Origin of the sequence: Sphingobacterium sp. UBA1897, assembly GCF_002337775.1 — a bacterium.
Taxonomy (GTDB): Bacteria; Bacteroidota; Bacteroidia; order Sphingobacteriales; family Sphingobacteriaceae; genus Sphingobacterium; species Sphingobacterium siyangense.
In genome coordinates this window covers 179,457-202,836 of the sequence record NZ_DDGR01000018.1, presented here as the reverse complement: position 1 = coordinate 202,836, position 23,380 = coordinate 179,457, and the positions used below count along the sequence as shown (strand labels likewise).

General features: G+C 40.5%; 21 protein-coding genes and 1 tRNA gene. 8 read left to right on the top strand and 14 right to left on the bottom strand.

The genetic code is table 11. From position 1 onward, the window contains the following. Positions 1-6 precede the first annotated feature (6 nt). Together B4N43_RS09175 and trmB are read right to left on the bottom strand one after the other, a co-directional pair. Positions 7-3,258 carry a SusC/RagA family TonB-linked outer membrane protein gene (locus B4N43_RS09175; protein WP_145328755.1) on the bottom strand — a complete coding sequence of 1,084 codons (3,252 nt, stop codon included), beginning with the start codon at positions 3,256-3,258 and terminating at the stop codon, positions 7-9. 437 nt (positions 3,259-3,695) lie between these two features. Continuing rightward, positions 3,696-4,352, bottom strand: coding sequence for a tRNA (guanosine(46)-N7)-methyltransferase TrmB (gene trmB / locus B4N43_RS09170; protein WP_088163268.1), 657 nt, complete (start codon positions 4,350-4,352; stop codon positions 3,696-3,698). Positions 4,353-4,553: 201 nt separating this feature from the next. Between trmB and fcl the strand changes: the two genes are divergently transcribed. Then, on the top strand, positions 4,554-5,495 hold the full coding sequence (gene fcl / locus B4N43_RS09165) for a GDP-L-fucose synthase (RefSeq protein ID WP_088163269.1): 942 nt from the start codon (positions 4,554-4,556) through the stop codon (positions 5,493-5,495). A gap of 16 nt (positions 5,496-5,511) precedes the next feature. On the opposite strand, the gene B4N43_RS09160 is transcribed toward fcl, so the two are convergent. From B4N43_RS09160 to B4N43_RS09150, 3 genes are all read right to left on the bottom strand, one after another. Further along, positions 5,512-6,012 carry a hypothetical protein gene (locus B4N43_RS09160; protein WP_075990247.1) on the bottom strand — a complete coding sequence of 167 codons (501 nt, stop codon included), beginning with the start codon at positions 6,010-6,012 and terminating at the stop codon, positions 5,512-5,514. Then, a complete protein-coding gene (locus tag B4N43_RS09155; protein WP_088163270.1) occupies positions 6,002-6,421 on the bottom strand; it encodes a hypothetical protein in 420 nt (139 codons plus the stop codon). The genes B4N43_RS09160 and B4N43_RS09155 overlap by 11 nt, the downstream gene beginning before the upstream one ends. 179 nt (positions 6,422-6,600) lie before the next feature. Then, a complete protein-coding gene (locus B4N43_RS09150; protein ID WP_075990249.1) occupies positions 6,601-6,870 on the bottom strand; it encodes a YtxH domain-containing protein in 270 nt (89 codons plus the stop codon). A gap of 235 nt (positions 6,871-7,105) precedes the next feature. On the opposite strand from B4N43_RS09150, the gene B4N43_RS09145 reads away from it, so the two are divergent. Then, entirely contained in the window at positions 7,106-8,650 is a 1,545-nt protein-coding gene (locus B4N43_RS09145; RefSeq protein ID WP_145328758.1) for a YifB family Mg chelatase-like AAA ATPase, read from the top strand. On the opposite strand, the gene B4N43_RS09140 is transcribed toward B4N43_RS09145, so the two are convergent. From B4N43_RS09140 to rsfS, 4 genes are read right to left on the bottom strand one after another with little or no spacing between them, the layout of a single operon-like run. Further along, positions 8,647-9,270: a rhomboid family intramembrane serine protease gene (locus B4N43_RS09140; protein WP_145328760.1), complete on the bottom strand. Its 624-nt coding sequence runs from the start codon at positions 9,268-9,270 to the stop codon at positions 8,647-8,649. The two genes, B4N43_RS09145 and B4N43_RS09140, sit on opposite strands and share 4 nt — an antisense overlap. 8 nt (positions 9,271-9,278) lie before the next feature. Continuing rightward, positions 9,279-9,926, bottom strand: coding sequence for a LutC/YkgG family protein (locus tag B4N43_RS09135; protein ID WP_182982353.1), 648 nt, complete (start codon positions 9,924-9,926; stop codon positions 9,279-9,281). 55 nt (positions 9,927-9,981) lie between these two features. Beyond that, positions 9,982-12,063, bottom strand: coding sequence for an ATP-dependent zinc metalloprotease FtsH (gene ftsH, locus B4N43_RS09130; protein ID WP_248932710.1), 2,082 nt, complete (start codon positions 12,061-12,063; stop codon positions 9,982-9,984). A gap of 46 nt (positions 12,064-12,109) precedes the next feature. Continuing rightward, the gene (rsfS, locus tag B4N43_RS09125) at positions 12,110-12,484 is read right to left on the bottom strand and encodes a ribosome silencing factor (RefSeq protein ID WP_046673130.1); all 375 of its coding nucleotides are present in this window, start codon (positions 12,482-12,484) and stop codon (positions 12,110-12,112) included. A 47-nt stretch (positions 12,485-12,531) separates the two neighbouring features. Between rsfS and B4N43_RS09120 the strand changes: the two genes are divergently transcribed. The 4 genes from B4N43_RS09120 to pfkA all read left to right on the top strand — a co-directional run bounded on the left by B4N43_RS09120 (position 12,532) and on the right by pfkA (position 16,872). Then, a complete protein-coding gene (locus tag B4N43_RS09120; RefSeq protein WP_286734272.1) occupies positions 12,532-13,302 on the top strand; it encodes a biotin--[acetyl-CoA-carboxylase] ligase in 771 nt (256 codons plus the stop codon). 156 nt (positions 13,303-13,458) lie between these two features. Then, positions 13,459-13,908: a protein-disulfide reductase DsbD domain-containing protein gene (locus tag B4N43_RS09115; RefSeq protein WP_075990253.1), complete on the top strand. Its 450-nt coding sequence runs from the start codon at positions 13,459-13,461 to the stop codon at positions 13,906-13,908. Positions 13,909-13,994: 86 nt separating this feature from the next. Next, complete coding sequence (locus B4N43_RS09110; protein ID WP_088163275.1) at positions 13,995-15,701, top strand: protein-disulfide reductase DsbD family protein; 1,707 nt, start codon at positions 13,995-13,997, stop codon at positions 15,699-15,701. A gap of 196 nt (positions 15,702-15,897) precedes the next feature. Then, positions 15,898-16,872 carry a 6-phosphofructokinase gene (gene pfkA / locus B4N43_RS09105; protein WP_075990255.1) on the top strand — a complete coding sequence of 325 codons (975 nt, stop codon included), beginning with the start codon at positions 15,898-15,900 and terminating at the stop codon, positions 16,870-16,872. Between the two features lie 167 nt (positions 16,873-17,039). Here pfkA and B4N43_RS09100 read toward each other — a convergent pair whose 3' ends face one another. From B4N43_RS09100 to B4N43_RS09080, 5 genes are all read right to left on the bottom strand, one after another. Beyond that, a complete protein-coding gene (locus tag B4N43_RS09100; protein ID WP_145328770.1) occupies positions 17,040-17,486 on the bottom strand; it encodes a hypothetical protein in 447 nt (148 codons plus the stop codon). Positions 17,487-17,794: 308 nt separating this feature from the next. Further along, a complete protein-coding gene (locus tag B4N43_RS09095) occupies positions 17,795-18,934 on the bottom strand; it encodes a TlpA disulfide reductase family protein (protein ID WP_145328772.1) in 1,140 nt (379 codons plus the stop codon). Between the two features lie 74 nt (positions 18,935-19,008). Continuing rightward, complete coding sequence (locus tag B4N43_RS09090; protein ID WP_088163278.1) at positions 19,009-19,770, bottom strand: TPM domain-containing protein; 762 nt, start codon at positions 19,768-19,770, stop codon at positions 19,009-19,011. Between the two features lie 202 nt (positions 19,771-19,972). Continuing rightward, a complete protein-coding gene (locus B4N43_RS09085) occupies positions 19,973-20,401 on the bottom strand; it encodes a TPM domain-containing protein (protein ID WP_075990259.1) in 429 nt (142 codons plus the stop codon). Between the two features lie 155 nt (positions 20,402-20,556). Beyond that, a complete protein-coding gene (locus B4N43_RS09080; RefSeq protein ID WP_046673163.1) occupies positions 20,557-21,135 on the bottom strand; it encodes a LemA family protein in 579 nt (192 codons plus the stop codon). Between the two features lie 165 nt (positions 21,136-21,300). Here B4N43_RS09080 and B4N43_RS09075 point away from each other — a divergent pair, with 165 nt between their 5' ends. Both B4N43_RS09075 and B4N43_RS09070 read left to right on the top strand, forming a co-directional pair. After that, positions 21,301-22,845: an NAD(P)/FAD-dependent oxidoreductase gene (locus B4N43_RS09075; RefSeq protein ID WP_286734267.1), complete on the top strand. Its 1,545-nt coding sequence runs from the start codon at positions 21,301-21,303 to the stop codon at positions 22,843-22,845. A gap of 59 nt (positions 22,846-22,904) precedes the next feature. Next, a tRNA-Gly gene (locus tag B4N43_RS09070) sits at positions 22,905-22,977 on the top strand. Positions 22,978-23,380 lie beyond the last annotated feature (403 nt).

Below are 23,380 nucleotides of genomic sequence, written 5' to 3'. Positions count from 1 at the left end.
CTGGAATTAAAATGAGAATGATAAATTGACACCCATTGTGCGGGTTGAAGGGAACTGGGCAATCTCTGCGCCTTTCTCAATACCGCTTGAATTTAGCGATCCAAACTCTGGGTCAAATGAAGGCCATTTGGTCATGACAAACAGATCTCTTCCGTACACCCCAATTGACACGCGCTCAATTTTCAAACGTTCAACAAAAGACTTAGGTAATGTATAGTCAAACCTGACCTCACGAAGCTTTATAAAATCGGTGGAAAACGTATTTGATTCTATATTATCCCGGTTAAAATGTTTCGCATAATAATCTCCAGCAGACGCAACAACTGTATTCTTGCTGTAGCTTCCATCACTATTCTTCACAACACCATCACCGATAATACCGTTATATCGTCCCGGAATTGTCTTTTTTAATTTTCCCTCTTCCATCAATACGGCATGTGTTAAAGAATAGCCTACCCCCCCAAACTGGCCATCAAACAAGAAATTAAATCTAAATCCTTTGTATTTAAATTCATTCCCCCAACCGAATTTGGTCGTTGCATTTGGATTACCTATATACATGTTCTTTTGTGACAATACAGGAAGTCCATTTTCATAAATAATTTGACCATCCTGATTCCGCTCATATCCGAGTCCGTAGATATCACCAAATCGTTTACCGGGTATGGCCACAATTGTTCCTCTACTCCCAAACAAAGTGGAAAGCACTAACTCGCCTTGCAGATCCGCAGGTATGGAAATAACTTTCGAATCATAGCTCGTAAAATTTCCATACATATTCCAATTTAAACCATCTTTCTTCTTGATGATATCGCCAGAAAGCGCAATCTCTATCCCCTTATTACGTACCTCTCCAGCATTCGTAATTTGATTTCTGAAACCACTTGAAGGATCCAGCGGAGACTCAATAATCTGATCAAATGTCGAGTTGGAGTACAAAGTAAGATCTAATTTGAGTCGATCTCTGAACATTCTAAAATCTGTCCCTATCTCATAGGACCGTGTACTTTCAAACGTCAGGTTTTCATCTGGAACCGTAGTTGGATTCCCAAGGCCCCCCGTGGTTCCTTCCACACTGCGGTAGCCATAAGAGTTTAGATAAGGACGTATCCCCCCACTCCCGACTTGAGCAATCGATGCTCTTATTTTCCAAAAATTTATCGCTTTTGGCAGGTTCAGCATTTGGGACATAACAAAACTCGTATTAAGCGAAGGGTAAATAAATGCGTTAACTTCATTCCGTTTTGGCGAGGCCAATGTACTCGCCCAGTCAATACGATTTGTTGCATCGACAAAAATCATATCCTTATAACTATAGTTTACCAAGGCATATAAACTATTGGCTGCATATTCGCTGCGAAGGGGGAGGTAAATAACTTTTTCCCTGGCATTTGCAAAATTATATTGGTTCGGATAAATTAGACTGTTAGCGTAAGCATCATCTTTAACATACTTATTGTGCATTAACGAACCACCAACCGATGCGCCAAATTTGTGAAGACTGCTCCGTTGATTGTTATATTGCAATAAAAAGTCGGAGATAATTTCTTGGCTATTAATTGACTGCTCGCGGTAATAGCCATAAGCATATTTATAGGTATCAAATGGCCTTGATTGTTTGCGCTTATCATAGCTCCAATCGATTCCCGTCCGCACCATCAAATTCAATTCCTTGTTGAATTTATAATCTGCCTGTAAATTTCCAATAATATTGTTTTTATCCTGCGCATTGATCATATCATAAGATATGGTTCTTGGATTATCCAACAGGTTTGAAAACGGAGTCATCTGTTCAATTCCCTCCTTTCCCGGAATCCAATTCTGCTCAAGCCAAGCTGCATTCACATTCGGCACAATACCCCGCACAAAGTACATGTAACTTTGATTGTTATAACCGCTATTTGGTAAATTATCTGATCCTCTATTATTAAAATTAATTTTTGTTGAAAGGCTCAGCTTATCTGTCACCTTGTTATTAAACTGCATAGCGATGGTGTTCCTGTTATAACCCATGTTCGGAATAATCCATTTGTTCGTGACGTTGGTATATGAAAACCTCGAACTAGTCTTTTCTGTTGCTCCTGAAATACTGATTGAATTGGTAGACGTGAGTTCCGTTTGGAAAAGATCTTTTCTGTTGTTTTCATAGGGTCTCCACAATGTCCGCTCTGGAGGTGTCAAACGATAGAAATTAGGATCGTACTGGTAATAATACTGACCATCAAATTTTGGTCCCCAAGCAGAAGACGTACTTAAAGTACTTGCACCATCCTCTGACTGCCCATAAGAATAATAAAGATCCTGATCAACCGCGCCTTGCCCATATTCATATTGATAGTCAGGCCATCTATTAATCGTCCCGATTGCCGTATTTGAATTAACAGATATGCCAATCTTATTTTTAGCACCTTTTCCCATTTTCGTAGTAATAATCACTGCGCCATGTGCGCCACGGGAACCGTAGAGCGCTGAAGCGCCGGGCCCTTTCAATACAGAAACGGATTCGATATCATCTGGATTTATATCCGCCAATGATGTTCCAAAATCTACAGGAGAATCACTATCCAAGTAATTGGAGTTACCATTACCGGTCATTCGTGCACTTGCCCCCATGACAACACCATCAACAACAATCAATGCGGAATTATCACCTGTAAAAGATGTTTCCCCTCTTAAAATAATCTGATTGGATCCCAATGGTCCTGCACCTGACTTTACCAAATTCAAACCAGCAACTTTTCCTGTTAGGGCATCTGTCCAGTTGTTTGAAATTGCATTCGTCAATTCCTCGCCTTTTACCGTGCTAATGGAATAACCTAACGCCTTTTCTTCCCGCTGTATACCCAGTGCTGTTACAACGACTTCATTAAGCGCCTCGGATCTCGCACTTAAAGAAATTTTAGCATCCAATTGGCTGGATGAAAACGTCCTCGTCTCCGCTTCGTAGCCTATCAACTGAAAACGGATCGCTGCTCCTGATTCAACTTCAATATCGAAATTACCATTCCGGTCAGTCGCTCCTTTAACTACACCTGCTGCAAGGATTGATACGGATGCCAAGGGTTCTTTCGTCTGATTATCGACAACTTGACCTTTTACTTTAATCTTGGTCTGCTTAATTGCATGCACAGCGTGATCAGATCCCAGTGGAGCTGCTATCGCCGTAAAATCTGTAGTGCACGCAATTGCTAATGCCGCAAATAGCACTTTCGAGGAGGAGTGCCTCAGATTAATTTGGATAGGGTTAATACTAAACATAGTTATTGGTGTAAATTGTTAATTTTCAATTTGGCACAAAAATATATTGTTAACAAAAAGTATACTTTAACTTAATGTTTTCTTTTTGTTAACAATTGTTTCGAATATCATTTCTTTTTAATGATATTATCATTGTTTAAAATATTTAAAAAATGTATTGAAGTCCGCATCGGCAGGAATATCACACATTAGGCTCGATCTAAAGCGATCGCTCTTTGGTTATTTTTTATTTTCAAATCGAAAATAATTAATAATATTTAAAAAACGAAATAAATCGAAATTATTTAAATATCGATTAAACAAAAAAGAGCCTCTCCAAAAAAGACTCTTAAATCAATTGAAATCCAATAAAATACAGCAAAAATAATGCAATTACTAAAAACAAAAAAAAGTCTAAACTTTCGTTTAGACTTTCTATTATGAAATAAACCTATTCGTTATCGTTTTTCGAAACTCCACTTCACATAGTTAATGTTCTTGTCATGTGCCAAATACTTCCGCTCGTAGTATGTTTTAATGGATAAAACGTTATCCACCAAGTCTGAATGGTAAAGATCCGTCGTTTCTTTATATTTTTTCAAATGCTGTATCTCAATTTGCTCCAGTGTGTAAGCATAGAAACCATCGTTATCTGTTTTCAAATTCATCATCCCCTCGGGTTTCATAATGATTTTATAACGATCTAAAAACTTTGGCCCTGTCAATCGTTTCTTTTCACGACTATCTTGCGGTTGCGGATCCGGAAAGGTAATCCAGATTTCATCAATTTCATTTTCAGCAAAATGTTCAAGGATAGTCTCAATTTGTATCCGAAGAAAAGCAACATTCCGAATTCCATCTTCCAAAGCTGTCTTGGCTCCACGCCAAATACGATTACCTTTAAAATCGATACCGATGAAATTTTTCTCCGGAAACAATCTCGCTAGATTAACAGTATACTCACCTTTACCACAAGCAAGCTCCAAAACAACTGGATTATTGTTACCAAATTGCTTTTCAGCCCATTTTCCTTTATATTCTTTGCCTGCGTCGAGTTGGATTACATTTTCAAAAGTAGCAACTTCAGCAAATTTACGTAGTTTGTCCTTTCCCATTTTTTAATAAATATCCCGCAAAAATAACCTTATATTCCCGCTAAAAAAAATAAATCTGAAGGACAGCACCAATACCGCCAATTACGGAACAGTCCGAAGTCCGATAGCACACACATGAATGAATAAATCACCCTCTTAAGGGCGAATTATATTGCATATAAAAAGCAATTTATCTAAGTTTGCAGGAATCAATAACTTATCGTGGAGAAAGACGCTAAAATTTACATAGCAGGCCATCGCGGCATGGTCGGATCGGCAATTCATCGCAAATTATCGGAGCTTGGCTACAACAATATTGTCACACGCACATCTTCCGAATTAGATTTGCGCAACCAGCAAGCGGTCGCTGATTTTTTCGATCAGGAAAAACCTGACTATGTTTTCCTAGCCGCAGCCAAAGTTGGAGGGATCATGGCGAACAATACCTATCGCGCAGATTTTATCTACGAGAATATGGCTATACAGAACAACGTCATCAAATCTTCCTACGATAATAAGGTTAAAAAATTAATGTTCTTAGGTTCAAGCTGCATTTATCCAAAAATGGCACCACAGCCTTTGAACGAAGATATGCTACTTACGGGCACACTGGAACCTACAAATGAGCCCTACGCTATTGCTAAAATCGCCGGAATAAAAATGGCAGAAGCTTTTCGGGATCAGTATGGATGCAATTATATCTCCGTTATGCCAACGAATCTTTATGGAATTAACGACAATTACCATCCGCAAAACTCACATGTTTTACCGGCCTTGATCAGAAGATTTCATGAAGCTAAGATCAATCAGCTCCCTGAAGTTATTATCTGGGGAACAGGAACCCCTTTACGGGAATTTCTCTTTTCCGATGACCTGGCAGATGCCTGCGTCTTTTTAATGAATAATTATGATGAGAAACAATTTGTCAACATTGGCATTGGCGAAGATCTAAGCATTAAGGACCTTGCCGAATTGATTAAAGACGTTATTGGCTACAAGGGCACTATTTCCTTCGACAGTTCCAAACCAGATGGAACACCACGAAAACTCATGGATGTCTCGAAACTGCACGCACTGGGTTGGAAACATCAAGTTAACCTCCGGGAAGGCATTCAACTAGCTTATGCGGATTTTTTGGAAAAAGAAGCAAACGCTTCCGAATAAATCCAATGCGATCGCATTAGTAGGTTTCGCTATAGGAAGGAATTCCGTACTCGTTAACCTCATCCTTGATAACCGCATTTTCAGCTTGGGCAGCTTTATTTTTCTTCTTTTTGGGACGAATAAACTGTGTTAACTTGCTAAGGAGGCCACTGATTTTATCTTGATTGATCTGGCCGACAGCACGCTCTGACAACAGCAACATCAACGCTTTCTTAAAAACACCGGTATTTTTTAGGAACAACCTATTCATAACAAAAGGCACGCCGATACGTAAGGTCTTCGTTAGCCAATCGGAATCTGGATTGCTACTTTTAGAGAACAGCTGCTGGACAATATTTACCCCTGGGATGTTGTCTTTTAATGTATTGAAAAAGCGAATTGGAGCCTCTATTTTATTGTTGAGCAAGGTAAATTGAGTCTTAAGATAGACTTCTTGCTCATTTTTAAGGGCTTTCAAACGGGAAATCTCAGCCTTAAGCTCTTGTAGGTTACGTATTTTAGTATGTTTATTGTTCATTTGTAGCCCTTTCTCTATCAAGTTTTTCCTTATGTAGATCTTCTTCCTCCTCCTCAATCTCATCGTTCCATTTAGCCAAAAAACGGCGGATAGAAAGATCCATAAATTTGGACTCTAACATCGGCTCAAAAACCCGTATTAAGATAATAATCACCAAGAAAATACCCGCTGTCGCCAAAAAGCCCAAGGAATAACTCCCCAGTAATTCTCCGAGCCAAAAACCCAGTGCCAGGCATAAAAAAAACAGGACAAATAACGTGAATATCAGCTTTGTCGCATCAACTACAAGGCTAGCGATCAATCGAGAAGAACGCTCAATTGTCTTTAATTTGACAAGCTTAAACTGGGAGTCAATGTACTCTTTGGTTTTTTGAAAAGTACCGCTAAGTGAAAATTTTTCTTCTTCCATGCATCTTAAAATTATTCAGGCTATTTCAATGTCTAGTTCTAAAACGAATCCTGTTTCGGCTCAACGCCGGCAACTTCAATCCTCTATCCTAAAAGAAAGGTGTTATCGTAAAAATCTATCCTAGAAATAGCCTGATGATATGTATTCTACACCAATTATTCATACGAATAATTTGCGAACTATGCATGTTCGATGATATCATCATCTAGCACTTCTTCGGTCTGATTTAATTTTCCTTTTAATGTAGAAACAATTTTCTCTTTAAAATCATTCAATTGATCGAATTGTTCTTCCGCTCTCTCACGAATAGCATCACTCAAATCGCTTAATGAATCATTGATTTTATCTCTCGTATCCGACCCTTTGTCCGGAGCAAATAAAACTCCCAAAGCTGCACCTGCAGCAAGACCCGCTAACAACGCCAAAGCTACTTTACTTGTGTCATTCATTTCTTTTTCGTTTTAAAGTTCTAATTCTATTACGATGAATCTAGTCCTCGTTAATAATACAATTAACAGAGCAAATCGTTTGCCAAACGCGGCATTTAATCCATTATTTACAAGAAACTATATCTTCCAATATAATCATTTTTTGATAAACTTCGATTGACTTTCAATAATTCACCAAACAATTATTAACCCGTTCAGTTTTTTAGTATCTTTAAATCAACCCATTATAAAAATTATGCTAAATAAAACCTATTGCAGTGCTGTCTATGGAATCAATGCCTGCACAATTACCGTTGAGGTAATCGTATCTACAGGCCTACATTATTATATCGTAGGATTGCCTGACAATGCTGTGAAAGAAAGCTTAAGACGTGTCGAAAGTGCCATTACTTCCTGTCAACTTCACATGCCACGTCAAAAGATTGTTGTCAACTTGGCACCTGCAGACCTTCGCAAAGAAGGTTCCAGTTACGACCTATCAATCGCAATCGGCATATTGGCCTCCTCCGGGCAAATAACAAATGAGCTTCTGGCAGATTATCTCATTTTAGGAGAACTATCATTAGACGGAAGCATTAAGCCCATCCGCGGTATTTTACCCATTACCTTACAGGCCCTGAAAGAAGGCTTTAAAGGGCTTATTTTACCACAAGAGAACGCCAAGGAGGCCGCTATTGTCAGGGGAGTCGATGTTATCGGAGTAGAGAATCTCAACCAAGTTGTCGATTTCCTAAATCATAAGCTGAAAATTGAACCAACAAAAGTTGATATTCAAACTTTCTTTCATACCGATACAGCAAATTACGATGTCGATTTCTCGGATGTTCAAGGACAGGAGAATATTAAAAGGGCACTGGAAATTGCCGCAGCAGGTGGTCATAATCTTATTTTAATAGGTCCCCCCGGCGCAGGAAAAACTATGTTGGCCAAAAGATTACCGACGATACTTCCACCCCTCAACATGACTGAATCATTAGAAACCACCAAAATACACTCTGTATCTGGAAACCTGAAGACCAAGGAGTCTCTCTTGACTACACGGCCGTTTCGTTCTCCGCATCATACCATATCCGACGTAGCCATGGTAGGTGGAGGCTCCAATCCGCTGCCTGGTGAGATTTCACTAGCACATCATGGCGTATTGTTTTTGGATGAATTACCGGAATTCAAACGGAGTGTACTCGAGGTCATGCGGCAGCCTCTCGAATCGCGACAGATTACCATATCAAGGGCAAAACTTACGGTGGATTATCCGGCGAGTTTCATGCTGGTAGCGGCCATGAACCCCTGTCCCTGTGGCTATTTCAATCATCCCGAAAAGGAATGCATATGTGGCAGCAACACCGTACAACGGTATTTAAGTAAAATATCGGGACCTCTTTTAGACCGCATCGATCTGCATATTGAGGTGACGCCTGTACTATTTGATCAACTGAGCACAACACGTAAAGCCGAGGACAGCCGTACTGTGCGAAGCCGGGTCATTCAGACACGAGAAATTCAGAAAGAACGGTTTGACTCTTTTCCAGACGTTCATTGTAATGCGCAAATGAGTACACAATTGACCCGAGAAATATGTCAGGTTGATGAGACCGGAAGGAAGTTACTTAAAACAGCTATTGAACGCCTCAGCTTATCAGCGAGAGCATACGATAGAATACTCAAAGTTGCTCGCACAATCGCTGATATGGAACAGAGTAAAATGATCGAAAACCATCATCTAGCCGAAGCAATCCAGTACAGAAATTTAGACCGGGAAACCTGGGGCGGAAAATTTTAGAACTGAGCCAGACAATGCTTAATAACCCAAGGAAAACAGATAATCGTCAAGATCACACCCGACAATGCACCAAAGAAATGAGCATCGTGATTTATACCATCTTGTGCTTTTTTTGACGCCCACACACAGTAACCTAAAAACAAAAACGCAAACAGGTAAGCCGGCATCGGTATAATCATCATCACACCAATGGTACTCTTCGGATCGAAAAGAATGTAGCTGAACAAGACCGCACAAATTGCACCTGAAGCACCTAAACTATAGTAACCCGGATTATTTTTCTGCTGAATGATCGTTGGAATATCACTCAGGATTAAACTACCGATATAGATCACCGCAAATAAAATATGTCCGTATGGACTTGCTTCTGCAAGTATACGCTCTAAACCAAAAGCAAAATAGTAGAAGGTAAGCATATTGAACAGCAAATGCCCCCAATCCTTATGTACAAAACCACTGGTAAGAATCGTATATACTTTTCGATTACGTGCGATACTATACGGGTGTAACATCAGTTTGCCGTAAAGTTGCTCATGTGAAAATGTATAGATACTGGTAGCGAGTGTAAAAATGAAAATAATACTCGCAACAGGCATTTCTGTTAGATAAAATAATAGCATAGTAGTTCTTAGAATCGATCCTCTAAAAGTAAAACGTAAAGCTCTTTTGGTCCATGTGCTCCCAAAACCAATCTTTTCTCTATATCAGCCGTTCTTGAGGGGCCGGTAATTGTCGAAATCATTGTCGGGATTTCCTGACCGTAACGCTTCTGCATATAGGCTAAAGCATCCTTTAGATCCCAAACCAATTGCGAAGCTTTAGCAATAACAATGTGAATTGGGGGATATATACTCAATCTGCGTCCTGAAGCATTTGCATTACTCACCATCACACTGCCATTGCGTGCAACTAATGCTTCACATGATGTAATACTTGCATTTGCAAATTCAAAATCTTCCGCTGTTTTCAAAAAAGGAAAACCATATGGACTGAGTAGATTTTGAACACCTTGTTCCCAAGCGTATATATTTTTAATATTATTCTCCTCAGTCAATGAAATCAAATTTTCAATCAAACCGATCTCGCCATCACAATACAGAAACTTGCCTCCCGCAGCAGTCAATTCGCGAACAAAAACAATATCCACCAACTCATCCTCTTCTTTATAAAGTGGTGTTTCCTTAAAATTTGGATGTGGATTATCGTTTTTCTGTAGTAATGCCTGACGTACCCGTTTTAACATTACCTCCTTCGCTGTTGCGTTCTTCACGTTCATGGCGCATATATATATAAATGCAGCGCTAGATGACTCTAGCGCTGCAGCATTCAAATTAATTCAAATTATTTGACGGTGTTTCTGAGCTCTGCCCTTCGCTAGATCGCGCTTCGTCCGGGTGAACATCCAACGGTAGATCTGTCTGCGGAACTCCGCCACCATCAGCACCATTCACAAACTCCTCGTAAGTAGTCTTAGTTTCAAATGGGCGTTTACCTAATATCTCTTCCAAGTCCGACTGAAAAAGTATTTCTTTTTCCAATAGCTTTTCGGCTATTTTAATCAAACCTTCACGCTTGTCCAGCAATAACTGTTTCGTACGTGCATAGACATCACTAATTAAGTTGCGAACCTCTGCATCAATCAACTCTGCCGTTTTGTCAGAATATGGTTTTTGGAAAGATGCCTCAGAACTGTCTCGGAAAGAAACATTTCCAACTTTATCATTCATACCATAGATTGCAATCATCGCATAAGAAAGTTGCGTGATACGCTCTAAGTCATTTTGAGCACCTGTTGAGATTCTTCCAAAAGTAATATCCTCAGCGACACGACCACCCATAGTCATACATAAACTGTCTATCAGTTGCTCTGTCGTATATAAGAACTGCTCACGGGGAAGATACTGTGCATAACCCAAAGCGGCAACACCACGAGGTACAATAGATACTTTCACCAAAGGATCGGCATGCTCTAAAAACCAGCCTGCAATAGCGTGCCCCGCCTCATGATAAGCAACAATACGTTTTTCTTCCGGAGAGATGATTTTATTCTTCTTCTCGAGACCGCCGATCACACGATCAACGGCATCTTGAAAATCTTGCATATCAATCTCTGGTTTATTTTTACGGGCAGCGATAAGAGCTGCTTCGTTACAAACGTTGGCAATCTCAGCTCCTGCAAAGCCTGGTGTCTGCGCCGATAATTTCTTTGCATCGACCTCAGCTGATAACTTCAACGGCTTTAGATGTACTTTAAAAATTTGCTCACGGCCAATTAAATCCGGTTTATCAATAGAAATTTGACGATCAAAACGTCCCGGACGCAACAACGCTGTATCCAGCACATCAATACGGTTAGTAGCCGCTAAAATAATAACGCCCGAATCAGTACCAAAACCATCCATCTCCACCAATAATTGATTCAATGTATTTTCACGTTCGTCATTACCTCCCATCATCGAGTTTTTACCACGAGCACGACCAATAGCGTCAATCTCATCGATAAAAATAATACATGGAGCTTTCTCTTTCGCTTGCTTAAACAAGTCACGAACACGCGATGCACCTACCCCCACAAACATTTCGACAAAGTCAGATCCGGAAAGTGAGAAAAATGGCACTTGGGCCTCTCCGGCTACAGCTTTAGCCAATAAAGTCTTACCTGTTCCCGGAGGCCCTACAAGCAAAGCTCCCTTCGGAATTTTACCCCCTAGATTGGTATACTTACGTGGATTTTTTAAGAAATCCACAATCTCCATAACTTCCTGTTTTGCCTCCTCAAGACCGGCAACATCATTAAATGTGATATTGATCTGCGATTCTTTATCAAACAGCTGAGCCTTTGATTTACCAATATTAAAGATTGCACCGCCGCCGCCGCCAGCACCGCCGCCCATACGACGCATCAAGAAAATCCAGATTGCGGCCAAGACCAACAATGGCAACATAAACGTGATAAACCAACTTGCCCATGGATTAGAACGATCGTCATAAGTTAATTGGACCTTCGGTGTACCAGGCGCCAAATCTGCTTGCGAAGCAGCTAGCTTTTTCTCCAAAACATCGGGAGAGGCATCCTTAAAAATATATTGTGGTCCCTTATCTTCTTGACCGGATAAACTTGGAAGTGGATCAGCAGTTTTTGTAGCATCCTTAAAACTTGGATTATCTTTCCAGCCCTTTTTCAGATACACCTCAACCTCGACAAGATCATTCTTCTTGTAGGCGACAAGGCGCTCAACAGAGCCCGTATTTAACATGCGTGTCTCAAAATCGCTATAGCTAACTTCCTTAGCCGGGTTCTCTCCTATAACATATTGTAAGGCAAAAAAACCTAACAACACGGCAATCATAAGCCACACAAAATTGAATTTTGGTGGTTTTGGGGTCACCTTACTACTCGGGATTTTTTTCATTATATCGTAATTATATTTTCTTTATAAATTATTTTATTGATGGCAATTAGGCGCTTTGGAAATGCTGTACTTCTGCATCTCCCCATAAATCCTCGATACCATAATGCGCTCTTTTTTCGGTCTTAAAGATATGTACAACCACATCCACAAAATCCAAAATCAACCATTCTCCATTTGATTGTCCTTCTTTATATTGGGGTTCTTGACCAAATGCCTTATAGACTTCTTCTTCGACACTCTTTGCTATCGCATTCACCTGAATGTTAGAATCTGCATGACAAATCACAAAATAATCGGAAACAGAACTGTGAAGATCTCTTAAATCCAAGCGAACAATCTCGTTTGCTTTCTTTTCTTGCATACCGTAAACGATAATTTCTGATAGACGTTGGGACAATTCTGAACTTTTATTTTTACTCATTAAAAAATGTGATAGTTTTGACTTAATATTTATTTAATACTTTCAGTTTGCAAAATAACAATATTTCGGGACTTATCATCGGTCAAAATACAATATATCTTGACAAAGTCGCCTCTACAAACGATTATCTCAGGGAATTATTGTCAAATTTCAAGCCACTAGCAGAAGGAACTGCCATTTTAGCAGAAGAACAATTTCAGGGTAAGGGGCAGCGCGGAAGCTCCTGGGTCAGTGAACCCGGGAAAAACTTAACGACATCGATCCTCTTAAAGCCTCATTTCCTACCAATAGCACAACAATTTGCACTTTCAGCTACTATTGCCGTTGCAACCGTCAATTGGCTGAAAAGCAAAACCGAGCAGCCTGTTACCGTAAAATGGCCCAATGATATTTACGTCAATTCAAAGAAAATCACAGGCATTTTAATAGAAAATAAATTAAAAGGCAGTAAAATCGACAGCGCTATTATCGGCATCGGTGTAAATATTAATCAAATTAATTTTGACACAGCAACAACAATAACCTCGCTCGCCTGCCTGACCGATCGACAGGATTACAACATCAAAGCCCTGGCTCAGGAGTTGTTCCAAGTGATCCAACAGGAGTACCTGACCCTTTATAAGGAAGGGGTCCAATATCAGTTAAGCCGCTATAACGCCCTATTGTTTTGGAAAGGTGAAGAAAGACCATTTCTTATCGATGGTATCAAGAAAACCGGTATCATTCAACGGGTATCTGACGATGGGAAACTATGCGTTCTCCTGGAAGACACCCTTCACGAATTTGATATCAAAGAAATTACACATCTTATTACCTAATCTTTACAAAAAAAGGATAGCCCATTTTAGAATTGTCAAACCTTTGTTCTAAATTTGTCAATAGCGTGATTAAACCTTTATTCACACAAAGCATCAAAGAACAATAACACACTGCAATCATTGCAGCAGAAAAGGAAAAGAACAAATTAAATTCGGATGAAAAAGTTAATACTGTTAATGACTGCAGTAATTTTTGCAGTTACGGGAGCATTCGCTCAGATTCACAAACCTGTAAAATGGACTGTGGCCAGCAAAAAGTTAAATAATAAAGAAGCTGTAGTTTATGTAAAAGCGACAATTCAAAATGGATGGCACATTTATTCACAAAATGTGAAAGATGGCGGGCCAATTCCAACTTCTTTCACCTTCGCCAAAGCTGCTGATTATGCACTGGTCGGTAAAACTGCAGAGCCGAAACCAAAAGTAAAACATGAGGATGTATTTAAGATGGATGTTGGTTATTTTACAAACGAGGTAATTTTCCAACAAAAAGTAACTTTAAACAAAGGAACTGCCACCGTTAAAGGTACTGTCGAATGGCAAGCATGTGATGCATCACAATGTCTTCCTCCAGACGAATATGCTTTTGCTGTGACAATCAAATAGTAAAAATGATTCTACACGGATAAATTAATAAGGCGATTCTCATCGCCTTTTTTTATTTTTGACCATAACATCAGAAATTCATACGCATGTTAAAAAACACATTCATTCTACTTTTAATTGCTTTTTTCAGCCTTTCTTTAACTACAGCAACTTTTGCCTCAGCACAAGATAGTTTAACAAGTACAGAAGGGCTTCAATTTGAATCATCACCGGATACAGCTACTGCTGTTGAAGCGGTACCCGAGGATCTAAATTTTACAGCTTCACCTGACACGATGGTTAGTCAAGATAGCAGTAAAATAGTTCCAACTAAGGCAAACGCTTCCTCAGGGAATCAAGAATCAGGGAAAAAATCACTTTGGAGTATCTTTATTGCTGGATTAGTTGGCGGCTTCGCAGCGCTGCTCATGCCTTGTATATTCCCAATGCTCCCACTTACCGTAAGCTATTTTACAAAACAGGCCGGAAGCCGCGCAAGCGGTATCAGCAAGGCACTTCTATATGGTCTCTTCATCATTGTGATCTATGTCGCTTTAGGAATGATTATTACCATTTCGTTTGGTTCGGATGCTTTGAATGCTTTATCGACAAATGGGGTATTTAATTTCCTATTCTTCCTCTTATTGGTTGTTTTTGCCGCGTCCTTTTTTGGTGCTTTTGAAATCACGTTACCAAGTTCTTTCGTCAATAAAATGGATGCCAAATCCGACAAAGGCGGTCTTGTAGGGCTTTTCTTTATGGCATTCAGCCTTTCACTGGTATCTTTTTCCTGTACTGGCCCCATTATTGGCACCTTATTGGTCGAAGCGGCCTCAAAAGGAGAACGCTTAGGTCCAGCAGTCGGGATGCTCGGTTTTTCTATAGCACTTGCAATTCCTTTTGGCTTATTTGCGATGTTCCCTTCGATGTTAAAATCCCTACCAAAATCTGGCGGTTGGCTAAATTCGGTGAAGGTTGTACTTGGCTTCTTAGAGCTCGCACTAGCGCTGAAATTCTTATCAAATGTAGATTTGGCTTACCATTGGAATTGGCTGGATCGAGAAGTGTTCTTATCGCTATGGATTGCCATTTTTAGTATGATGGGCTTATATCTTATTGGAAAGATCAAGTTTTCACATGACAGCGAATTAAAATTCCTCTCTGTACCGAGAACTATTCTCGCTATCATTGTATTTTCCTTCGTTATCTATATGGTACCGGGACTGTGGGGAGCTCCCCTAAAATCGATTTCAGCCTTCTTGCCACCTTCGGCAACACAGGACTTTGACCTGTCGGCAGGAATAGCAGCCGCTCCTTCACACAATGATGGTAAGGTTAAAAAATACGCGGAGATTTTTCACGAACGTGGTACACCAAAAGGATTTGATCCTTATTATGATTATGAAGAGGCTCTCGCAGCTTCAAAAGAACAGAATAAACCGGTATTAATTGATTTTACAGGCTGGAACTGTGTCAATTGTCGAAAAATGGAGGCAAATGTCTGGACTGATCCCGCGGTTGCCAAACTACTGAAGGAAGAATTTATTATGGCCGAATTGTTTGTCGATGATAAAACAGAATTACCGGCAAACGAACAATTCGTTTCAAAATATAGTGGCAAAAAAATCAAAACCATAGGTAATAAAAACAGTGATTTCCAAGCATCAGCTTTCGACAGTAATTCGCAACCACTCTATGTCATCGTCGATGCATCAGGAACAGTTTTAGTTCCAAAAACGGGCGCAAACTATAATGTCGCGGAATATACTGCATTTTTACAGAGCGGAATTGATGCCTTTAAGGCAAAAAAATAGTCTGTATACGCTGGAGATATCCGTCTGGAATGATACATGAGAAAAAGCAATTATTAAATTTGCATTATCTTTAGCTCACGCTTAGATGAATTGCACTTAAAAAAGCTATTGCTTGTTCTTAATAGCGTTATCGGCAACTTCTAATAACGGAAATATAATTGTATATACGCTTAAAAATAGCTAAGTTTGAGTACGTATGAGTAACATTAAAAAAATTGCTGTTTTGACATCTGGAGGAGATGCTCCAGGAATGAATGCTGGTATCCGTGCTGTTGTTAGAGCGGGTATCTACAATAATCTTGAAGTATTTGGCGTACGCAGAGGTTATGATGGTCTAGTTAATGGTGAGATTATCCCCATGGATGCTAAATCTGTAGCCAATATCATACAACGTGGTGGTACTATCCTAAAAACAGCCCGTAGCGAGGCCTTCAAAACTATTGAAGGACGTAAACAGGCTTATGAAAATTTACGCAGCCACGGTATTGATGCCATGGTTGTCATCGGTGGAGACGGTACATTTACCGGTGCGTCCAAGTTTATAGAAGAATTCGATTTTCCGATCATCGGTCTTCCGGGCACAATTGATAACGATTTGGCCGGCACAGACTTTACGATTGGTTATGATACAGCCATTAATACAGTTATCCAAGCCGTAGACAAAATTCGCGACACCGCCGAGTCTCATGATAGACTTTTTGTGATTGAAGTGATGGGCCGCGACTCTGGACTTATCGCCGTTCGCTCTGGTATCAGTACCGGTGCCGAAGCAGTTCTGGTTCCTGAGTTCGAGGTAGACTATGATGCGATCATGAAAAGACTTGACAAATCCCGTAAAAATAAATCATCCCGCATTATTATTGTTGCTGAAGGTGACAAAGAAGGCGGCATGGTTGTTTCGGAAAAAATCAAGGAAAATTTTCCGCATTACGATGTTAGATTATCAATTTTAGGACATATCCAACGCGGCGGAAGCCCAACATGCATGGATCGCGTGTTAGCCAGCAGACTTGGAGTGGCATCCGTAGAGGCTTTACTACAAGGTCGCAGGGGTGAAATGGCCGGTCTAATTTGCAGTGAAGTAAGATTCACTCCTTTTAAGAGTGCCATCAAGCATAACGTAAAAATGAATGAAGACCTACTTCGTATCATTGAAATCCTTTCTTTGTAAGTGATATAAGTTATTCTTAACTAACAATAGAAAAAGAGTATACATGTGATGTATACTCTTTTTTTATGCCTTTCGTTGCTAGATTGTCCAAACCCTTTAGGCAAAGGCCTGACACCTAAACTATCATGTTACCTAAAGCCAAAATAGTACCATATCCGGCACAGTTGTTATTTAAGCAAATTATTGAGGTACTCTTCAGATACCGGAGGTAACTGAATGGCTTGGCCTGCTTTCGCCATCGAGTCAGCAAAATGATTCGTGTTGCTGATCGCCTGTTCGTAGGCCTTCACAACCTGTTCCGATAAGTGCAATACCTTAGGATCTTTGAGATCAACACGGTATTGATTATTTTCCAGTGTAACATGCTGATAAAAACGATATGCAGCAGCTTTTAGTTGGCCCAGCTCCTGTTGCGATAACTGATCGATTCTGGCATTAGGCGGCAGCGTGACATCGATAAAAGTCGTGTCTTTAGCCAATTGATCAATAGCATGATCCAAAGGAATGGCATGCAATGCCTCTAGGTTGACAACGGGAATCCCCTTACCCTGATCGCCACTGCAGGAAGCAAGCACCGTCCCCAAGAATATGCCAAAAATTACTGTTTTCTTCATCTATATAATTTTTATTGCCACAATTGCTTTAGAAATCCCATTGCTCAACTTGTTTAAAACTCAGGATTCATCATCCCCTAGTTGGATTGTACACGAGGATATAGTAGTTCCAAGTGATCATTCGCTATAGCAGCAGGCGAAGTTAGTGAATTCCCTCCACGTTATCACAGCCGCTAGCGCAGTAACGATGAAAGCGCAGTTTGATCAGGACAGCTATTATTAAATAGAAACCCCTAATTGTAGACCCAGCTCACCTGAGTATAACAATTAGGGGTTATTCAAATGCCTAATGGCAGTTATATACCGATTTATTTTAGCAATTCAGCTAACTTAGCCTCCAAAGCCTCACCTCTTAAATTTGATGCTACAATTTTACCTGAAGGATCGATTAAGAAGTTTTGCGGAATACCACGTACTTCGTACAACTTGACCGGAGCCGATTTCCAACCCTGTAGGTCCGAAACGTGTGGCCATTGTTGTAAATTATCATCATGAATAGCTTTCACCCAAGCATCTTTTTTACCCGGATTGTCTAAAGAAACACCAAACACGGTAAATCCTTTGTCTTTGAATTTATTGAAAGCCGCAACGACATTCGGATTTTCGTGGCGACAAGGACCACACCAGCTTGCCCAAAAATCCAATAAAACATATTTACCTCTTAAAGAAGATAGGGAAATATTCTTTCCTGTTGTGTCTGGCAATGTGAAATCAGGCGCTACCGAACCAACAGCAACTGCTTTCAATTTCTGGATACGCTCAGCCAATTCCTTACCTTTTTCAGAATTTTTCAATTCAGGAGACAATTTCTCAAAAGAAGTCACATATTCATTGACGTTCTCACCGCTGACATTCTCAGACAACAAATCCAACGTGTACCAGCTTTTTGGGTTTTTGTTAATAAATTCAGCATCTGCTTTTTCCATTTTTTCGGAAATCTCACCAGCCTGTTTTTGCAAACCTTCGATGAATTTAGGATCCTGTTTTTGAGTCTCCGAAGCCGCATAATATTGTTGATTCAACGCCTCGAACGCATCTGTATGAGGTTTCACAAAAGCCTTGTACTGCGTCAGATCATCATTGAGCGCTGTACCCGAGACGGTTGCATCTTTGAACCCTTTGGTTGCATCGACTTTGATAACTCCTTTAGAAAGATATAGCTGTGCTGTTTCAGGCTGCTTTTGACTATTTCTAAGTTCAGCAAAAGATAAGCCTTCCGGTGAATAGATCATCATACCCTTCGTTGGCGAAGCCACCTGTCCGTTGAACTTAAACTCACCTTTTACAACCGTTGCTGAATCTGTCTGGCGAGTTCCATTGGCAGCATATTGCATAAACACTTTCGCTTTGTCTGACGTCGTGTTTACCTTTCCTGTAACCGTATAGCTTTCTTGTGCCATTAACAAGGCTGGTAAAAAGCTTAAACCCATTAATATTCCCTTTTTCATAATTATATACTTCCCATAAATGTAAAACATTTCCGTTTCACTGTCGTTCTATTTAACATTATTTAGCAAAGATGTTACCAACGTCCTGAAGCACCGCCACCGCCAAAATCACCGCCACCGAAACCGCCAAAACCGCCACCTGAACCGCCGCCGAAGCCACCGCCACCACCTCGGCCGCCACCGCCGCCAAGACCATTCAGCAATGTCCACCAAAAGATATCAGAAGCGCCACGTCCATTCATCACACGACCGCCACCACCGCCACCGCGGCCGCCGCGATTGGAGAAAATAACAATCAAGAATATCACAATAATAATGACAAACATCACCGAACCTGACCCCTTTCCTTTCGGTTGTTTTGGATCAGCTTTGTATTCGCCTTTTGTGTAGGAAATTAAGGAACTGGTCGCATCGTCGACTCCTTTGTAGTAATCCCCCTGACGAAAAGCCGGTTTGATATCATTTTCAATAATACGATATGCAATGGCATCGGGGACAGCCCCCTCTATACCATAACCTGTTTGAATAGTTACCGCACGATCTCCCAGGGCTACCAACAACAGAATACCATTATTATACTTTTTATTCCCAATACCCCATTTTTTCGCTAAACGGACTGCATAATCAGAAATGTCATAGCCGCCGGTTGAATTCATCATAACCACAGCAATTTGCGTAGATGCGGAATCCTCAAATGCCAATAGCTTCTGCTCCAATAATTGCTTCTGACTTGCTGTCAATGTGTTTGTATAATCATTGACAAGTCTGTTTGATGTTTCTGGGAAATCTTGACCCAATACTGTGGCTATCGACAGCAGACAAAGCAACATAGCCATAGCAGGGATTCGAATCCGAGAAAATAATCTCGATACAAATTTCATCCTATTATTCTCTTTTATTCATTTTTATTTGCCTTAAGCAATCTTGATGCTCCTAATGGCGTTCCGTGAATCCCGAAGTCGGGTTTATCACAATTTTTATCAATCTATTTGCGAGACAGGCGATAGCAGCTCGGGGTTCTTGCTGGTCACTTAACAATTAACGGTCTCCAAAAACAATATCATTTGGAAGCTCATTGATGTCATCGTGTTCACGCGGAAAGAATTTTGCCAATTGTTTACCCGCATGCTCGATCCCTTTGACCAAGCCCTCAACAATGCGATCCACCCGAAACTCCGCCACCATAAGATCTTTGGTACTGTTCCAAAAATCACTTTCTACACGTTGGTGGATTCCCTTATCGCCAATAATGGAAAATTTATGATCCTCAAGCGCGATATAGATAAGAACACCGTTTTTCAACGTGGTCTTATGCATGCCCAATTTGGAAAAATAATGTGTTGCACGATCATGTACCTCGTCGGGGCAATGATTTTCTACCACTACACGAATCTCACCAGAAGTCTCGTTTTCAGCCACATTAATGGCGTGAACGATCTTCTCTTGTTCTTCAGAATTTAATGCCATAGTCTGTATACGCTTACACTTCAAAACCAGATTACCAGACGGTTATTCCAGATTCAAAGTACCTAAAACTAGTTAAAACACGATAAAAAAATGGATGATGTGCTTCTACGAAAGCCGCATCATCCATCGTCCTGTTCATTACTAACAATTTATTATTAGAATGATACCGTTGGCGCTTTATCCGAACCTGGGGCTGCAGTAAATGTACCTTTCGCCTTAAATCCGAACATACCCGCCATTAAATTATTCGGGAAGCTACGTACGGTGGTATTGTATTGCTGTACCGCTTCATTGTAAGATCTACGTTCTGTTGAAATACGATTTTCAGTACCTTCCAACTGTGCTTGTAATTCCAAAAAGTTCTGATTTGCCTTCAAATCAGGATAAGCTTCAACCGACGCTAAAAGACGACTCAACGAACCGCTGAATTCATCCTGAACTTTTTGAAACTTGGCAATATTCTCCTCAGACAAATCATCGGCATTAATCGTTACCGAAGTTGCTTTAGCTCTTGCCTCTACAACGGCTGTCAATGTACTTTCTTCGTGCTTTGCCGCTCCTTTTACCGTATTAACCAAATTTGGAACTAGATCCGCACGACGTTGATACGCATTTTCAACTTGTGCCCATTTTCCTTTAACATTCTCATCTTGTGAGACCATCGTATTGTAGCCACAGGAGTTTAATGATACTAATGCAAATAAACCACATAGGGCGACCAAAAATCTTTTAATTTTCATTGTTCAAAGAATTAAATACTATTCAAATTATACGGTTACACTATCAAAGCATATACCAAGCTCTTACTAAGATAAGAATATTTTTATTTCCAAATCTCCAAATAGCCAATATTCATTAACTTTGTCTCGGTTTTGGGATAAAAACCCAGCCCCCATACTATGCAAAAAGAAATCGAAATTGCGATACTTCCAGAAAGGATCGAGGACGAACAGTACATTATACAGCAGGGCATAAAAGCTTTACGCGTTCAACCCCAGCAAATCAAAGGTTATAAAATCCGGAAACGTTCAATTGATGCCCGAAGCAAGCAGGTGGTCTACCGGGCAAGGGTTATCTACTATATCGATGAACTGCCTGTTCCTGAGATCTATTCGAATAATTTCAAATCCGTTAAAGACGGAAAACCCGTGATTATTATTGGCGCAGGCCCTGCCGGCATATTTGCGGCCATCCGCTGCATTGAGCGTGGGCTCAAACCAATTGTCATCGAACGCGGTAAAAAGGTCCAAGACCGTAGGCGCGATCTCGCAAAGCTGAACCGGGAAGGCATCGTAAATCCCGAATCAAACTACTGTTTTGGTGAAGGTGGGGCCGGAACTTACTCCGATGGGAAACTATATACACGTTCCAATAAAAGAGGTGATGTAGACAAAGTGCTCAATCTTTTTGTCTCCCATGGTGCTACGACAGATATTCTAGTCAATGCACGGCCACATATTGGCACAAATAAACTACCGCATATTATTGAAGCAATGCGTGAGAGTGTTATTGAATTTGGCGGCGAATTTCATTTTGATCAACGTGTCGACGACATTTTAGAATCTTTCGGTCATGTGCGAGGTGTCAAGTTAGCCAGTGGCGAAGAAATTAAGGCCGATCACGTCATCGTAGCAACAGGACACTCTGCACGGGACATTTTTGAGCTTTTTCACCGTAATAACTGGCTGATCGAAGCCAAAGCCTTTGCATTGGGTGTGCGCATCGAACATCCGCAGTCAATCATTGATCAGGCGCAATACCATTGTCAGGTTAGAAGCGAGCATTTACCCCCTGCATATTATAGTTTGGTTGAGCAGGTTAATGACCGTGGGGTATTTTCATTCTGCATGTGCCCAGGTGGCGTTATCGCTCCCTGTGCAACAGATTTAGATGAAATCGTTGTCAACGGATGGTCCCCATCCAAACGAAATAATCCGCACGCCAATTCAGGTACCGTTATTCAGATTAACCTTGAGGACGTTGCCAATGCACATAAGGATCCTTTTGCATTACTTAATTTTCAGAAAGAGATCGAGCGAAAGGCTTTTGCCGTAGGTGGCGGTAAACTCGTTGCTCCCGCACAACGTATGGTCGACTTTGTCGAAGGGCGTGTATCGATGGATCTGCCAGAAAACTCCTACAAGCCCGGAACAGCCTCTGCAGATCTCACCGAAGTGCTACCTGCTTTTGTTCATGAAGCATTACGCGGTGCACTGCCAATCTTTGGCAAAAAGATGAAGGGGTATTATACCAATGAAGCCATTTTAGTTGGTGTAGAATCACGGACATCTTCACCTATTCGGATTCCTAGAAATAAAGAAGATTTACAACACCCTCAGGTCAAAGGACTTTACCCTTGTGGTGAGGGTGCAGGTTATGCCGGAGGCATCATTTCAGCGGCTATAGACGGTATTAATTGTGTTGATGCGATCAATTTAAGTTAACATTTTTTGTTTTTTCTCTTGCAGAATACGAATAAATGCCTTACTTTTGTAGCATCAACGCGAAAGTAGCTCAGTTGGTAGAGCACAACCTTGCCAAGGTTGGGGTCGCGAGTTCGAATCTCGTCTTTCGCTCTAAAAAAGCTTCCAAAATTTGGAAGCTTTTTCTGTTTTGTAGTACTACCCTTTCTTTTTTTCCAGCCTCCTATTTGGATCATTGAAAAGATATAATACCCCAACCAATACCACAATAAGTCCTGCTATAACAAAAGCCGTTGCAATAGCATCTGCTGTAAATACTGAACGGTCAGCACATTATCATAAAATAAGCACAATAGGCCACCTTAATACAAAAATAAGTAAGATTTAGACTCACTATCATCTATTTATCGATAGAGGCTTAACAAGAAAAAAGCGAACACGCTATAAAACCCAAGGTTTATAAGCGTAAATTGTATATAAAGACAAGTACATGGTCGTACAAAACCACAGAAAGATACCACAGATCCAATTGTTTCTATAAAAAATGGCGTTTACC

Coding starts and splice junctions, on each gene's coding strand:
- B4N43_RS09095 (WP_145328772.1), bottom strand. CDS start 18,934: ATGAAAAAGGGAATATTAATGGGTTTAAGCTTTTTACCAGCCTTGTTA.
- trmB (WP_088163268.1), bottom strand. CDS start 4,352: ATGGGAAAGGACAAACTACGTAAATTTGCTGAAGTTGCTACTTTTGAA.
- ftsH (WP_248932710.1), bottom strand. CDS start 12,063: ATGAAAAAAATCCCGAGTAGTAAGGTGACCCCAAAACCACCAAAATTC.
- rsfS (WP_046673130.1), bottom strand. CDS start 12,484: ATGAGTAAAAATAAAAGTTCAGAATTGTCCCAACGTCTATCAGAAATT.
- B4N43_RS09115 (WP_075990253.1), top strand. CDS start 13,459: ATGAAAAAGTTAATACTGTTAATGACTGCAGTAATTTTTGCAGTTACG.
- B4N43_RS09160 (WP_075990247.1), bottom strand. CDS start 6,012: ATGAACAATAAACATACTAAAATACGTAACCTACAAGAGCTTAAGGCT.
- B4N43_RS09110 (WP_088163275.1), top strand. CDS start 13,995: ATGTTAAAAAACACATTCATTCTACTTTTAATTGCTTTTTTCAGCCTT.
- B4N43_RS09075 (WP_286734267.1), top strand. CDS start 21,301: ATGCAAAAAGAAATCGAAATTGCGATACTTCCAGAAAGGATCGAGGAC.
- B4N43_RS09100 (WP_145328770.1), bottom strand. CDS start 17,486: ATGAAGAAAACAGTAATTTTTGGCATATTCTTGGGGACGGTGCTTGCT.
- pfkA (WP_075990255.1), top strand. CDS start 15,898: ATGAGTAACATTAAAAAAATTGCTGTTTTGACATCTGGAGGAGATGCT.
- B4N43_RS09175 (WP_145328755.1), bottom strand. CDS start 3,258: ATGTTTAGTATTAACCCTATCCAAATTAATCTGAGGCACTCCTCCTCG.
- B4N43_RS09155 (WP_088163270.1), bottom strand. CDS start 6,421: ATGGAAGAAGAAAAATTTTCACTTAGCGGTACTTTTCAAAAAACCAAA.
- B4N43_RS09150 (WP_075990249.1), bottom strand. CDS start 6,870: ATGAATGACACAAGTAAAGTAGCTTTGGCGTTGTTAGCGGGTCTTGCT.
- B4N43_RS09135 (WP_182982353.1), bottom strand. CDS start 9,926: ATGAACGTGAAGAACGCAACAGCGAAGGAGGTAATGTTAAAACGGGTA.
- B4N43_RS09140 (WP_145328760.1), bottom strand. CDS start 9,270: ATGCTATTATTTTATCTAACAGAAATGCCTGTTGCGAGTATTATTTTC.
- B4N43_RS09090 (WP_088163278.1), bottom strand. CDS start 19,770: ATGGCTATGTTGCTTTGTCTGCTGTCGATAGCCACAGTATTGGGTCAA.
- B4N43_RS09145 (WP_145328758.1), top strand. CDS start 7,106: ATGCTAAATAAAACCTATTGCAGTGCTGTCTATGGAATCAATGCCTGC.
- B4N43_RS09085 (WP_075990259.1), bottom strand. CDS start 20,401: ATGGCATTAAATTCTGAAGAACAAGAGAAGATCGTTCACGCCATTAAT.